Raw genomic sequence first — 13,029 nt, forward strand, 5'->3', positions numbered from 1 at the left:
GGGGAACTGATGGTTTAATAAGCAATCAAGCGGACATGATATTAGTCATTACTTATTCTCCCTCATCCTCCCTACTCCCTACAAGTCCCAAACTACGTCAAAATTTAGATAAACGCGATCGCACTTACCGACAATGCAGATTACCCAAAGTCTCCATACAGCAATTCTCGTCACTGACTTAGAACGCTCTGAACACTTTTATGGCAAAATATTAGGATTATCCAAAATAGATCGTTCCCTAAAATATGCTGGTGCATGGTATCAAGTCGGCAACTATCAAATTCACCTGATAGTTGCACCTACTGTCCCCACCGAAAACTCAAACGAAAAATGGGGACGCAACCCCCACGTCGCTTTCTCAGTCGCTAACTTAGACACTGCCAAACAAGACTTGCTCAATCATAATTATCCCATTCAACCCAGCGCTTCTGGTCGCCCTGCTTTATTCATTCAAGATCCTGATGGAAATATTGTCGAGCTAAGTCAGCAATGATACCAATTCACGAAAATCCTGATACATATAGATTTCTCGTAGGGGTATGGCAATGCCATGCCCAAACAGCAGCGTATTTGTATCATTATTAAAGTGAAATGGTATGAGGGGGAGTGGGGAGGTAGGGGAGCAGAGGGGCAAAGTTCAAAGACTCATCAGCGAGTATTAAAGACTCATTAGACATCTAGTGACAATGAATGTAGAGACGCTTTCTTCGTAGCGGCACGTTCGCGGAGCGTCTCGTAGAGAAGGGCAATTTCGCGTCTCTACAAGGGTTTCAGGTTACGCATATTTAATTTCTGGACATGTCTATTCACGAGTATCAAAGACTCATCCTCAATGCTCCATGCCCAATCCCCAATGCCCAATTACAATGAAAATAATTGCCTATTCTTACACCAATCCGCTATTAGAATCTTCTCCCGATCAAGCTGATTGGGGATGGGAGGTGGATCGGGTTTATGAAGATTTGGGTAAGCCAGAGTCTTCTGCACAGGCTATGCGAGAGTCCTACGGACACGCTATGCGATCGCAATTACAACAATTATTTACCGATTGCGAAACTGAACCAGCAGATTATCTTTTAATTCGTCGGTTGGAAGAATTAGGGGATACTGTAGAGGAAATTAGCGATCGCTTACATCAACTCGAAGTAATGGGAGTAGCGATAATTGCCACAGAACAACCCTACACTTCCGAAAGTTACCCTCAAGGCGCTGACTTGCTGAATTCGTTACACGCAATCCAACGTCAGCAACGGAGCCGTCGCATCCGTCAAGGACACGCCCGTAATCGTCTTGAGGTTGCACCGCCACCCGGCAAAGTTCCCTACGGGTATCGCAGAGGTAAGGGAAAATATACCATTGATCGCAGTACTTCACCAGTAGTCAAAGATTTTTTTGAACACTTTTTACTCTATGGTTCCTTACGGGGTTCGGTTCGTTACTTGGCGAAAAAATACGGCAAAAAAATCTCTGTCACCACAGGAAGACGCTGGCTAACTAATCCAGTTTATCGCGGCAATACAGCTTACCAAAATGGTGAAATTATCTCTAATACCCATATTCCGATAATTTCTAAAGAAGAAGCGGCCCAAGTTGACCGACTTTTACGGCGTAACAGCCGTTTCCCATCCCGAACTGCTAGTGCACCCCGTTCTTTAGCTGGGTTAGTTGTTTGTGCTGAGTGTCAGTCACATCTAACAGTTACTCGTGTCACTCAACGCAACCAAGATAAGGAGTATCTTTATTTACGTTCTACTAGCTGTCCTCAACGCCCCAAGTGTCAGGCTATTCCCTACCAAGAGGTTTTAGAACATACAATTGAAACCGTTTGCCGTGATTTACCCTTAGCTGTAGCGGGGATGAATTTTCCCCAGTTGGATGCAGTCAAGAATAGTTTAGGGCAAGCGATCGCTCGTCAGCAAGAAATCCTTGCTCAGTTACCCGCTTTAATTGAAACTGGAATTTTAGATGTTGAAACAGCAAAGTTAAGGGCTTACAAACTCCGCACAGAAATTTCTGCACTCGAAGCAAAGTTGGCCACTCTTCCCCCAGTTAACTTGCGTTCTGTTGCTCAAGCTGTTTCTATACCACAATTTTGGTTAGATTTATCAGAAACAGAGCGACGATTTTACTTTCGAGAATTTATCAGGCAAATTGACATTACTTTTGAGAATAAAGAATTAAAACTCCAAGTTATTTTTATTTTTTAGTTGAAACGCTATTTCTGAGTTGGTTGATCCTTAGTATACGCAACAGGTTTTGGCCCTGCATTTCGCACATTCACTAGTTTATTTAGGATATCAAACCAAAAAGGCGCACCCATCGAAATAGCCAAACCACTTACAATCCAACCGCAAATTAATTTAAAACCCTGCCAAGTTCTGATTAATACAACATTTTCCCTATTCGAGTCTTTAGCATCTAATAACTCAAACTGCTGATTGATATTTTGCCATCCAATGGGAACAGAAGCATCTCCTAAAAGTTTCTCAATTTGCCTTCTGGCTTGTGGATCATTGATAAAATCGGCTCGTTGACTTGCACTTTGAGTAATAGCAGAGCGGATAGCCGAATCCTGCGACAATCTACTAACTAGGTGAAATGTATCAGTATTAGTGAATATAGCAACTGATATCCCAATTAAAATTGCAACTCCTTTTGCATTGCGCTTATAAACGCCACTGGTTCGATCCATAGAGCGATCAAACCATGTTTCGACTTCATTTTGAAACTGATTCATTCCTTCAGTGAGGTTGCCAATCTTGATCCTACTCCGTTGAGCAATCACCCCAAGACTCTTAATTAAATTATCAGGTATATCATCCGGCAAATCTTTATTAACAAAATCTCTAAATTTTTGGTCAATATCTCCATAAATCGCTTTGATTTTTTTGTATTCTTCACTATCTTGATTATTAACACCTATTTTAAGTTCTTTGTAAAATGCTAATATTATATGTAAATTAGTTTCAGCATTTTCACTAGAATTTTTAACATAATTAATTAGCTGGGGAATTTTTAAGGTATCTAATAAAGTAATTGCAAAGGTTTCAGAAGGAAGATAGGAAGGTCCGCTTTGTTTTTCTCCTAGTCCTTTTGTATCAATATTTTTACTAATTCCCCGAAACTGCTTTTCTATTTTCCCCTTGGCTTGTTGATTCAAGGTATTAATCAAAGGATCAGTATAAAGTTTATTTACCAATTTTTCTGCTTTAGTAATTTCTGATTCTTCGGTTTCGCTACCACCTGCTAAAAGTAATTCAATTGAGTTTTTTAAATGTTTAGCTCTCCATTGTAAAGATGTAGAAATCAACTCTTGAATTTCAGAAGCTATCAAGCTCAAAATGAAGTAAATAACAACTAAACCAATAGTAATATCCACAATCACAGGTAAACTCATTGACAATGCTCCCCTAATTTTCTAGCTGTTTATTCTTTAGGATTTACGTAAAAAGGCACTGAAAACCTTGATTTATCGTAGGGGCAATTCATGAATTGCCCCTACATTTCGTACTTGATGCGTAAGTCCTATTCTTCTAAAAAAATGCTTTTACAGAATTTTATAGTATAGATGTTCCAATTAAATAATTACTTAATCAAAATTAAAGTGATAAAGCTTAGTTTATTAAATCGCTTTTTTCAATAATTAAAAATAATTCTTTAACATTAAATCGATTTTTTAGGTAATAAAAAATGAACTTTTATTTTTAAAATTACTAATCAAAAAAATAAGGTTTTTGCACATTTGGGATGCTCCCTTTTGACAATAAAGGACTTCCAAATAAAAAAATACTCAAAAAACTGGCGAAAAAACTCTCTCCTCCTTATTCCTCTATGTTCTCTGTGTCTAATAAGGTTCGTTTATTTGGATAATTTATTTCTTGTCAGTCCCTAACTTAACACGATTGGAATTTAATTAGATAAAAACTAAGTATGTAAAATTTAAACTAAGCGTCACATTAAAAAAAAGACAAGTTCATTTACGGACTATCCAACAGGTAATAAATAATTTATGGAATGTATTCTTTTTATCATTTGTAGGCAAAAATGTTATTTAAATAACCAATATAAATTTTTCAAAAAATAGGGCTAATTAGATAAAGTTGAGTTAATCTTGGAAACTAGCAATTGTTAATAACATACGTTGTTACTGGGTGACAACATTGGAGATTCGCTAGATGTCTCTATGTAATCAAACCAGAAAGTAAAATGATTAACATAGAATATGCAAGAAGGAAGCTTTATCTGGAGTCATCTAGAAAAACAGCATCGCCCGGTTGGCAAATGGATTGATTGGGTATGGCTAATAATATTGCTATTGGCAGCAGTGTTACTCTTTAGCATCAATCTGGGAGGATTGCCGTTGCGAGATTGGGATGAAGGGACTGTGGCACAGGTTGCTCGGGAAATTTGGCACGCTCCAGCAGGTTCAATGCGTTGGCTTTACCCAACGTTAGGAGGTGAACCATATCATAACAAGCCGCCTTTGATGCATTTGCTAATTGCTTGGGCTTATTCTTTAGGAGGCGAAAATGAGTTGACAACGCGCCTGCCTGGAGCAATTTTAACAGCGACATCTGTACCTTTACTGTATTGCATTGCTAGAGAGATATTTCGCCAACGATGGGCGGCTATTTATAGCGCCTTGATTTATTTAACAATGCTACCTGTGGTGCGTCATGGGCGGTTGGCAATGTTGGATGGGGCGATGGTAAGTTTTTTGATGGTGATGATGTTGTGCGTGTTGCGATCGCGCCGAGATTTACGCTATTGCCTTGGTGTTGGGATTAGTTTTGGGCTGATTTGCCTGACTCAAGGATTATTAGGTGTATTACTAGGTGCGATCGCCATCGTATTTCTGTTTTGGGATACGCCACGACTGCTCACCTGTTACTATCTGTGGATAGCAATTTTAATTGGCATTTTGCCTGTCGCTACTTGGTATGCTGCCCAACTAATTCACTATGGTTACATTTTCGCCCAAATTGGGCTTGCAAACCCATCACTAGTCCGAATTGGCTCATTTGTAGAGGGAAATCCTGAACCACCTTGGTACTATGTTATTGAACTTTTCAAATACACATGGCCGTGGCTATTATTTTTACCGCAAACTATCCGCTTAACCTGGGAAAATCGCAATCTTAGTTGGGCAAAATTAGTAATGGCGTGGAGTGGTGTTTATCTGCTGGTAATTTCTTTCATGATTACCAAAGTTCCCTGGTATTTATTCCCGATTTACCCTAGTTTAGCTTTAGCTTTTGGTATCCAATTATCAGATACAGAAAATTCGCCTTTACTCTCATCTTATCCCCGTGCTTGGGTTGCTGGTTTAGCGATACTTGCTGTAGCCGCTTCTGCTGGTAGTATTTATTTCAGTTGGGGTACAACACCAAAAACAGACTTACAACTGATTTTTGCAGCAGTAGCTTTAACTATGACCTTAGCAGCTATTTTGGCAGAACGAGGTGATGGGCAATTTCTGAAGATTTTGTTTTGGGGAAGTTATATTTCGCTGCTACTGTTAATGAAATCTAACTACTGGGTTTGGGAATTATCTGAAGCTTATCCAGTTAAACCAGTCGCCGCGATGATCGTGCGGGCAAATCCAGCTACGAGGAAGATTTACACATCTTTTCCCTATCATCGTCCCTCGTTGGATTTTTATAGCGATCGCACCATCATACCCGCTTCTGTTGGCGAACTCGAATATTATTGGCACTACAACGGGCAACCCTACTTTCTGCTTCATGCATCTGCTTTCAACAATCTCGAATTAGAGTCAATGAAGCTAGTTGACGAAGCTGAAGGCTGGAAGTTAGTTACAAAAGATACTAATCGTCTTTAAGTTTAGGGCATTGGCAATGGGGAAGAGGCAGAGGGGAAAATTCTTCTCCCCTGCCTCCACTGCTCCCTCATATCATGTTCGCTTGATTACTTATTAAACCAGGAGTTCCCCACCCCTTAATCCCCTCCCCGCTTTTCGGGAGGGGAGACGAAGCGTAGCTTTGGCGGGGTGGGGTGCAATCACTGTGGAAATCATAACTAATTATGTGAACCTGATATCATCTAGCGATCGCCTTTTTCCAAAAAGTCTAAAAAACCTGGGATTTAGTTTGAATAATAAATGACAATCTAAGTATTATTACGGTCTGCATAGTGCTATTATTTACTTACAATAAGAATCTTACGAAATATTTCATTTATTAAATTTAGTAATTAGGTGCTTATAATGCCACACAATCTTTCATTGTTAACAGAACCAGTAAGAAGGTTTGAGACAGTAGCAAATCAACCATTTTCAGAAGCGTGGGCGAAGAAGTATTTGCGAAATCTAGCTGAACAGGACGATCGCATCGAAGTTCTCAAGTGCAGTGAAATCGCAAGTGAGGTTGCAACAACGTTAAAGCAAGCACTCCGAACCACGAGTCTGCAAGCGTGGGGAAGAACAGAAGCGCTTTTGTCTCAAGAGATGATTCGGCATCAAATTGACCCTGAATTAATTGATCCGTGGGAAGTCGCAAAGGATACCCACAATATTTATCAAACTGCCCTCTCAGCCTATGCCCAACAGATTCCCCCAGCGAAGTTTTCTACTAAGGTTGCCAGGGATTTGGGAAAAATTCGGCAGAAGTACACAGCAAATGATCCTAGAGTAATCGGCTTCATTAGTATGCAGTTTCACTACGGCGGACAAATACTACTCAACTTGACACCGCCAGCGCAGCAAGCATCGCTGAGAGCTTACTTTAAGGTGATTGATGACCATCTCTATATGCCGCTCCAGCGTGCTTACCAGGCAGCAGCAGAATATGCTTACGATGCACCACAATTACAAGCTGTCCAAAAACTTTTGCCATTGTCTAGCGAGATTGCAACCAAGATTGCGGAACGGGTGATGCAGATGTATCCCAACTATCAATGCCATACAGGTCGTTTAAGTGACACTAGCGTTCAGATTTCGAGTGTCCGTGATATAGAGATGTTCCAGGTGTATCTGTGGGTCTGTATTTTGGAAAACAACATTAGCGCCATACAACAAGAGCTATTTCCATTGTGTGTCATGTTGTATCCCCGATTAAAGGTACGCTGGGAATTGGTGCGGCAATTGATTCACTTGCTCGGCACTGAGATCCGCTCTCGTCTGGAACCCCAACAGGCTGCTTATTTTCTCCCCTACTATGACTCGTTGTGGGCAATGTTTTCACCCGAAGTATTGCCGGATGGTAAATTGTAGCTCCTCTGGTGTCCAGATTTTCTCCATTGTTTGGCTAAACTCAAAACATCTGCTGTATTCTGCAAAAAACTAAGGAATCATCGCTACCTTAATTACCTGACGCGCTTTCATCTCATAAAACACCTGTTCTAAATCTTTTAATGGCCGCTGTTCACTAATAAGTAACTCAAAGGGAATTTTGCGACTAGCGATCAGTGCCAGCGCCTCCTGCACATACTTTGGTGTATTATGAAACACGCCTTTGATGGTCAGTTCGCTGTAGTGTAGCTGTTCTGTGTTGACAGTAATGCTGGTATCCCGTGGACATCCACCGAATAAGTTGACTGTTGCACCAGGACGGGCGCAAGCGATCGCACTTTCCCAAACACTTGGTACACCAGTTGCTTCAATCACTACATCTGCGCCCCATCCTTGGGTAAGTTCTTTCACTACGCCGGGAATATCTGCGATTTGATGATAATTAAAGGTCTGGGTTGCACCCAATTTTTGACCAATTTCTAGCCTGTGGTTATTACCTCCCCACAGCAACACCTCAGCTTTCTCACTCAACGCCGCCACAAACATCAACCCGATCGCCCCATCTCCTAAGACGACTACTCGATCTTTGGCTTTGACGTTAGAACGGGCTACACCATGCAACACACAAGCTAAGGGTTCCGTCATCGCTGCCAATTCCCACGGCAACTCATCGGGAATCTGTAATAAATTATGCTCTACTATCGGTGCAGGAATTTTCAAGTATTCCGCAAAGGTACCATTATTCCAGGTCAGGTTCGGACATAATGAATATTCTTGACGTTGACAAAAAAAGCATTTTGTGCATGGGGCGGAATTATTAGCGACAATGCGATCGCCTATTTGCCAATTTGTAACCCCTGCACCCAAGGCAACAATTCGCCCAGCCCCTTCGTGACCAAACAGCGTTGGTGGTATCAACATTTTGGCATGACCACCACGCCGCCAGACTTTCAAATCTGTACCACAAGTTGTTGCCGCCCCCACTTGGATCACAACTTCGCCAGCCGCCGGAGTGGGGTCAGGAACTTGCTCTAAACTTAAATTTTCTTGCCCATAAAGTAACGCTGCTAACAAAGCTTTTAACCTATTAATTAGCTCCATCCGATTTTATCAGCTGAAGCTAGTACCGCAAGGCAAAGGTCAGCCCCAACCCTTGGGGACGCACTCGCGTTCGGGGAAGTCACGCATTCACGCATTCAAAAATTTACCAAGCCCATAAATAAATTTAGTTGCTCTGAGTCAATTGAGGTAGTATTTCACAGCATGTCGTGTCACTACATACATATTTTTTATTTTCCATAAATAAATTTACTTGCTCTGTACGTTTTTATCAGGATTCAAAGGAATTCCCCATCCGTCTGTACGGTGGGGATGGATAAGCTAATGCGGAGCGGAGCGGAGTAGACAATCATTCTTTGCCGCCTGACTGTCCTTTAATATAAGCCTTAACTATTTCCAATGGCGCTCCACCACATGAAACCACACATTTAGAATCGTGCCATAGTTTAACTTTCTCACCCCAGTAAAACTTACCTATCTCCGACTTGTATTATTACCGAGAAGCGGAATAGACAAGTTAGGGATGCTGTTAATAAAGCAGCTAGATTGATTTTAAATCACTGCCTTGAAAATAAAATAGGGACAATCGTTTTTGGTTGGAATGATGGTCAACGCCAAAACATTAATCTTGGTAGCAAGACTAATCAAAAATTTGTGCAGATTCCTACTGCTAGATTGAAAGATAGGATATCTCAACTGTGTCAACAGTACGGACTAAGGTTTGAAGAAACGGAAGAAAGTTACACGAGTAAAGCGAGTTTTTTAGAAGATGATTTGCTGCCTACATTCGGCGCGAAACCTGAAGGGTGGCAACCATCTGGAAAAAGAGTTAATCGTGGTCTGTATGCTTGTGCAAACGGCATAAAAATAAATGCTGATGCTAATGGTGCGGCGAACATTCTAAGAAAAGTAGCGGTGAAGCTTGGGCTAGACCTAAGTGGAGTCAGTAGGGGTGCGTTGATAGCGCCTTTGAGAATCCGTTTTTGGATTGCTTAAGAATCCCCATCCGCCTATGCGGTGGGGAGTATCAATAATCTAAAATGCCGTCAAACTAGGAATTCACTACTGGCTGAGGAACTACTCCGGTGTTCCGGGTTTCCACATTAGGCAAGCGAGTAGCAGTTAATAGCGGTACTTCTTGTCGGCACGACACGCAAAACCAATATAGTTCACCATGTCGGGCATGGCGCAGGAGGGAACCACCGCAGCATGGGCAGGTGTTGGCTCTCGTACTCATACCAATGTCCTCCTAAAAAAAATTATTGTTTAAGTTGGATAAAAAAGCAGTTGATTAAAAGTGGATCTTAGCTGCATAAATCCGACCATTCGATTCTATGCGCTCTTTAATAATTTGTCTGTAAACACCTTCATATCCGTTAACCATTTGGCTAACACTAAAGTTGTTTTCTACATGTTTTCGACAGGTTTGACGATTGAGTTCCAAAGCTAGTGGAATCATTGCCGCCATTTCTGCATAGCTATTGCAGATAAAACCTGTTTTACCGTGGGCAATCACTTCAGGTACGGAGCCGAAATTCATGGCAATGACTGGTGTACCAGTTGCCATTGATTCAGTCATTACTAACCCAAAAGGTTCTTGCCAGCTAATCGGGAAAAGAGTTATGGCAGCATTGCCCAGAAGTTCAGTTTTTTGGGCGTGGTTGATTTCGCCTAGATATTCAATTTTATGACCATCTATGAGGGGGGTAATCTCTTGTTCAAAAAACTTAGAGTCTTGGACATCAACCTTTCCTGCCATCTTTAAGCGCCAACCACTCTGTTTAGCAATAGCGATCGCATGTTGGGGCCCTTTCTCTGGCGAAAAACGACCTAAAAATGCCAAATACGGAGATTCTGACGGTTGGGCTACGAATGGATAATCTGCTAGCTCGATTCCGTTATAAACCGTGTCAATATAATTGAGATCCATTTGACGCTGCGAGTTACTAATGCTGACATAAGGTTGCTTTTTGTGGTAGCTAAATGCGTGACGGTTATCCGTTGTAAAATTATTGTGCAGGGTATGCACTGTAGAAGTTGCTGTTATCAAACTCGCTAAAGGTAATGCCGAAATCCCTACATGAGAATGGATAATATCAAATTGGGCAGCAGTCTGGTAAACTTGGCTTAGTTCTAGCATTTCGTACACTGCATACTCTTTGACATTTGGATCTAAGCGCAATGCCCGTGGATAAACTGCTTCTAAATTAGCCAAAGTTTGAGAATCGCCAGAGGCAAATAAGGTTACCTCATGACCGCGACGAACAAGTTCATCAGTCAAGCGACTTACTACCAGTTCTATTCCTCCATAATTAGGAGGTGGAACCCTTTCCCATAAGGGGGCAACTTGAGCGATTTTCATAAGTTTTTTTGGTTCAGTCTATGAAATTGTCCTCAATATAATGAGTTGCATGATTATTTTATGAGGAAAGAGCATTTGTACTTACTCTTTTGACATTTAAATTAACCTAACAGGCTACGAAAAGCGCAATAATGGTTAACGTTGCTGTAAATTTTTTACCGACAAATCTCATGGACTATCGGTAAAACTCAACCCTGAGCTATCTTTCTAACTTAAGGTAAATCAATTACTTGTTGCATCTGCCTTGGGGATCACAAAGAGGTAGAATATTTTGTAGCCTAACTTACAAAAAGGAATATTTTGTAGCTATAACTACTAAAATATCTCATGGGATCAAGCCATTAAAGCTTGGTTTAAATGTAATTGGGAAATGGAACAGAAATTATAAATATTAAGTAACTGTACAATAATTACATAATTTGTAATTATTAATTTACAAAAAATCCTGATAAGTAATGAAAATAGCTACTTGGAATGTCAACTCAATTCGCACTCGTCTAGAACAGGTTAACGATTGGTTAACTGCCAATCCAGTTGATGTTCTCTGCTTGCAAGAAACCAAAGTTGTGGATGCCGAGTTTCCGCGATCGCCTTTTGAGCAGTTAGGCTATAAGCTTTATGTATCAGGACAAAAATCTTATAACGGCGTAGCCATAATTAGCCGCCAGCCACTCAAAGACGTAAGTAGCGGGTTTAGGGCGATTTTGCCAGATTTACACCACGAATGGGATGAGCAAAAGCGGGTGATTACAGGTGTAATTGATGGTGTTCGGATTGTTAACTTATATGTTCCTAATGGTGCAGCAGTAGGAACTGAGAAATATGAATACAAAATGCGCTGGTTGACAGCGCTACACGAGTATTTACGATTGTTGGTGCTGTCAGAACCTGCAATTTGTGTGTGCGGTGACTTCAATATTGCCCTAGAAGATAAGGATATTCACGAGCAAGTGAGTACAGAAAATCACATAATGGCAACAGAAACAGAGCGCCAAGCCTTAAGGGATATTCTGAAATTGGGATTTGCTGACGCTTTTCGCAAGTTCATCACAGAAGGCGGAAATTATAGCTGGTGGGATTATCGCGCCGCCGCCTTCCGTCGCAACTTAGGTTGGCGGATTGACCATCACTATCTCACACCTATCCTATATGAGCGTGCTACAAGTTGCATCATTGATGTCGCGCCCAGAAAATTAACCCAACCCAGCGACCATACGCCGGTAATTGTAGAATTTTGAATCGGGTATTGGGTATTGGGTATTGGGCAATCCTGGGATTTTTAGCGGGTGGGTTTACTTTGATTGGGTTTCAATCCCTAATAGGGATTTTGATGAATTGCAATTAGTAATAGTAAATTGTTGAGTTGTTGTAGGTATGTTTCAATCCCTAATAGGGATTTTGATGAATTGCAATGACCATTTACACGGAAGTGATAGCAGTTTTTGACGTTTCAATCCCTAATAGGGATTTTGATGAATTGCAATTTCCCCGGCTGCGGTCGCTGTGAAGTAAAAGTGGGTTTCAATCCCTAATAGGGATTTTGATGAATTGCAAGCCCTTGGCTGTCTCCTAAGTACTCCGTTGCTTAAGGTTTCAATCCCTAATAGGGATTTTGATGAATTGCAAGCGATATTTCATTCATTAGTAAATACACATTCCCGTTTCAATCCCTAATAGGGATTTTGATGAATTGCAATCTAATGGGCATAGTTAAAGCTAAAGTAATGGCTGGTTTCAATCCCTAATAGGGATTTTGATGAATTGCAAATTATACATTTGATTCATTATGGATTTTTCATAACTAGGTTTCAATCCCTAATAGGGATTTTGATGAATTGCAAGGCGGGAGCCTGAAACCCAAGCTATATTTAGTTTTCAAGGTGCGGTTGCGCGATTCAAAGGCAATCATAGCATTAGAGAATTTGTTTGGGAAGAGCGCCAGGAAAATTTAAAGGCTGAAATTGAATTTTGGTAAGCATTTCAGAGATTGCGCGGATGAGGATTAGGCGAGTAATGGGTTAAAAGCCTTGCTGGAGTTGGGATAGAAGCATTTTTTTGGGGCTGTGAAATTTGTACACCTACCCCTCCGCGCATTTTAGATGGAGGAACCTAGCTAGAAGGGGACTCAGCAAAGAAAATTGTTTCATCTCGTGGTTGTTCTCCGCCAATACGTTCGACTTTTCGCTGACAACAGCCACAGAGAAAATAAAAGCGCACGCTATCGGTATCGGGTTTAATCAATTTAGCTAAACGCGATCGCAGTTTACCCGGATTTCTCACAACTAAGAAAAAAACACTTGGATTAGTCAGATTTAAGATGATTTAATTAATACATCATCAAAATATCTTTAGAGCGTGG

General features: G+C 41.0%; 10 protein-coding genes, 2 pseudogenes and 1 CRISPR repeat array. Of the genes and pseudogenes, 6 read left to right on the forward strand and 6 right to left on the reverse strand.

Annotated features, from left to right (window positions below; all coding sequences use genetic code 11):
• The first annotated feature begins 133 nt into the window (after positions 1-133).
• Positions 134-493, forward strand: a complete 360-nt coding sequence (locus V7K32_RS16135; RefSeq protein ID WP_334994841.1) for a VOC family protein — start codon at positions 134-136, stop codon at positions 491-493.
• A 373-nt stretch (positions 494-866) separates the two neighbouring features.
• Positions 867-2,207: a recombinase family protein gene (locus V7K32_RS16140; protein ID WP_334994842.1), complete on the forward strand. Its 1,341-nt coding sequence runs from the start codon at positions 867-869 to the stop codon at positions 2,205-2,207.
• Between the two features lie 8 nt (positions 2,208-2,215).
• On the opposite strand, the gene V7K32_RS16145 is transcribed toward V7K32_RS16140, so the two are convergent.
• On the reverse strand, positions 2,216-3,397 hold the full coding sequence (locus V7K32_RS16145) for a hypothetical protein (protein WP_334994843.1): 1,182 nt from the start codon (positions 3,395-3,397) through the stop codon (positions 2,216-2,218).
• Positions 3,398-4,222: 825 nt separating this feature from the next.
• Between V7K32_RS16145 and V7K32_RS16150 the strand changes: the two genes are divergently transcribed.
• Both V7K32_RS16150 and V7K32_RS16155 read left to right on the forward strand, forming a co-directional pair.
• On the forward strand, positions 4,223-5,842 hold the full coding sequence (locus tag V7K32_RS16150) for an ArnT family glycosyltransferase (protein WP_334994844.1): 1,620 nt from the start codon (positions 4,223-4,225) through the stop codon (positions 5,840-5,842).
• A gap of 384 nt (positions 5,843-6,226) precedes the next feature.
• Positions 6,227-7,231, forward strand: a complete 1,005-nt coding sequence (locus V7K32_RS16155) for a hypothetical protein (protein WP_334994845.1) — start codon at positions 6,227-6,229, stop codon at positions 7,229-7,231.
• Positions 7,232-7,300: 69 nt separating this feature from the next.
• Here the strand turns inward: V7K32_RS16155 and V7K32_RS16160 are convergent, their stop codons facing one another.
• Positions 7,301-8,323 (reverse strand): zinc-dependent alcohol dehydrogenase, encoded by a 1,023-nt coding sequence (locus V7K32_RS16160; RefSeq protein ID WP_334994854.1) that lies wholly within the window; start codon positions 8,321-8,323, stop codon positions 7,301-7,303.
• 334 nt (positions 8,324-8,657) lie between these two features.
• A pseudogene (locus tag V7K32_RS16165) lies at positions 8,658-8,798 on the reverse strand (transposase); the annotation flags it as partial.
• 2 nt (positions 8,799-8,800) lie between these two features.
• Here V7K32_RS16165 and V7K32_RS16170 point away from each other — a divergent pair.
• A pseudogene (locus V7K32_RS16170) lies at positions 8,801-9,304 on the forward strand (IS200/IS605 family accessory protein TnpB-related protein); the annotation flags it as partial.
• A 55-nt stretch (positions 9,305-9,359) separates the two neighbouring features.
• Here V7K32_RS16170 and V7K32_RS16175 read toward each other — a convergent pair.
• Both V7K32_RS16175 and V7K32_RS16180 read right to left on the reverse strand, forming a co-directional pair.
• A complete protein-coding gene (locus V7K32_RS16175) occupies positions 9,360-9,545 on the reverse strand; it encodes a hypothetical protein (RefSeq protein WP_334994846.1) in 186 nt (61 codons plus the stop codon).
• Positions 9,546-9,599: 54 nt separating this feature from the next.
• Positions 9,600-10,670 (reverse strand): glycosyltransferase family 4 protein, encoded by a 1,071-nt coding sequence (locus tag V7K32_RS16180; protein ID WP_334994847.1) that lies wholly within the window; start codon positions 10,668-10,670, stop codon positions 9,600-9,602.
• Positions 10,671-11,125: 455 nt separating this feature from the next.
• Between V7K32_RS16180 and xth the strand changes: the two genes are divergently transcribed.
• On the forward strand, positions 11,126-11,908 hold the full coding sequence (gene xth / locus V7K32_RS16185; RefSeq protein WP_334994848.1) for an exodeoxyribonuclease III: 783 nt from the start codon (positions 11,126-11,128) through the stop codon (positions 11,906-11,908).
• Positions 11,909-11,975: 67 nt separating this feature from the next.
• Positions 11,976-12,511: a CRISPR direct-repeat array (repeat unit 36 nt; unit sequence GTTTCAATCCCTAATAGGGATTTTGATGAATTGCAA).
• A 268-nt stretch (positions 12,512-12,779) separates the two neighbouring features.
• Here xth and V7K32_RS16190 read toward each other — a convergent pair.
• Positions 12,780-12,992 (reverse strand): hypothetical protein, encoded by a 213-nt coding sequence (locus V7K32_RS16190; protein ID WP_442938753.1) that lies wholly within the window; start codon positions 12,990-12,992, stop codon positions 12,780-12,782.
• Between the last annotated feature and the right edge of the window lie 37 nt (positions 12,993-13,029).

It is taken from the genome of Nostoc sp. (assembly GCF_036917635.1).
Taxonomy (GTDB): Bacteria; Cyanobacteriota; Cyanobacteriia; order Cyanobacteriales; family Nostocaceae; genus Nostoc.

Coding starts and splice junctions, on each gene's coding strand:
- xth (WP_334994848.1), top strand. CDS start 11,126: ATGAAAATAGCTACTTGGAATGTCAACTCAATTCGCACTCGTCTAGAA.
- V7K32_RS16140 (WP_334994842.1), top strand. CDS start 867: ATGAAAATAATTGCCTATTCTTACACCAATCCGCTATTAGAATCTTCT.
- V7K32_RS16175 (WP_334994846.1), bottom strand. CDS start 9,545: ATGAGTACGAGAGCCAACACCTGCCCATGCTGCGGTGGTTCCCTCCTG.
- V7K32_RS16180 (WP_334994847.1), bottom strand. CDS start 10,670: ATGAAAATCGCTCAAGTTGCCCCCTTATGGGAAAGGGTTCCACCTCCT.
- V7K32_RS16135 (WP_334994841.1), top strand. CDS start 134: ATGCAGATTACCCAAAGTCTCCATACAGCAATTCTCGTCACTGACTTA.
- V7K32_RS16155 (WP_334994845.1), top strand. CDS start 6,227: ATGCCACACAATCTTTCATTGTTAACAGAACCAGTAAGAAGGTTTGAG.
- V7K32_RS16145 (WP_334994843.1), bottom strand. CDS start 3,397: ATGAGTTTACCTGTGATTGTGGATATTACTATTGGTTTAGTTGTTATT.
- V7K32_RS16150 (WP_334994844.1), top strand. CDS start 4,223: ATGCAAGAAGGAAGCTTTATCTGGAGTCATCTAGAAAAACAGCATCGC.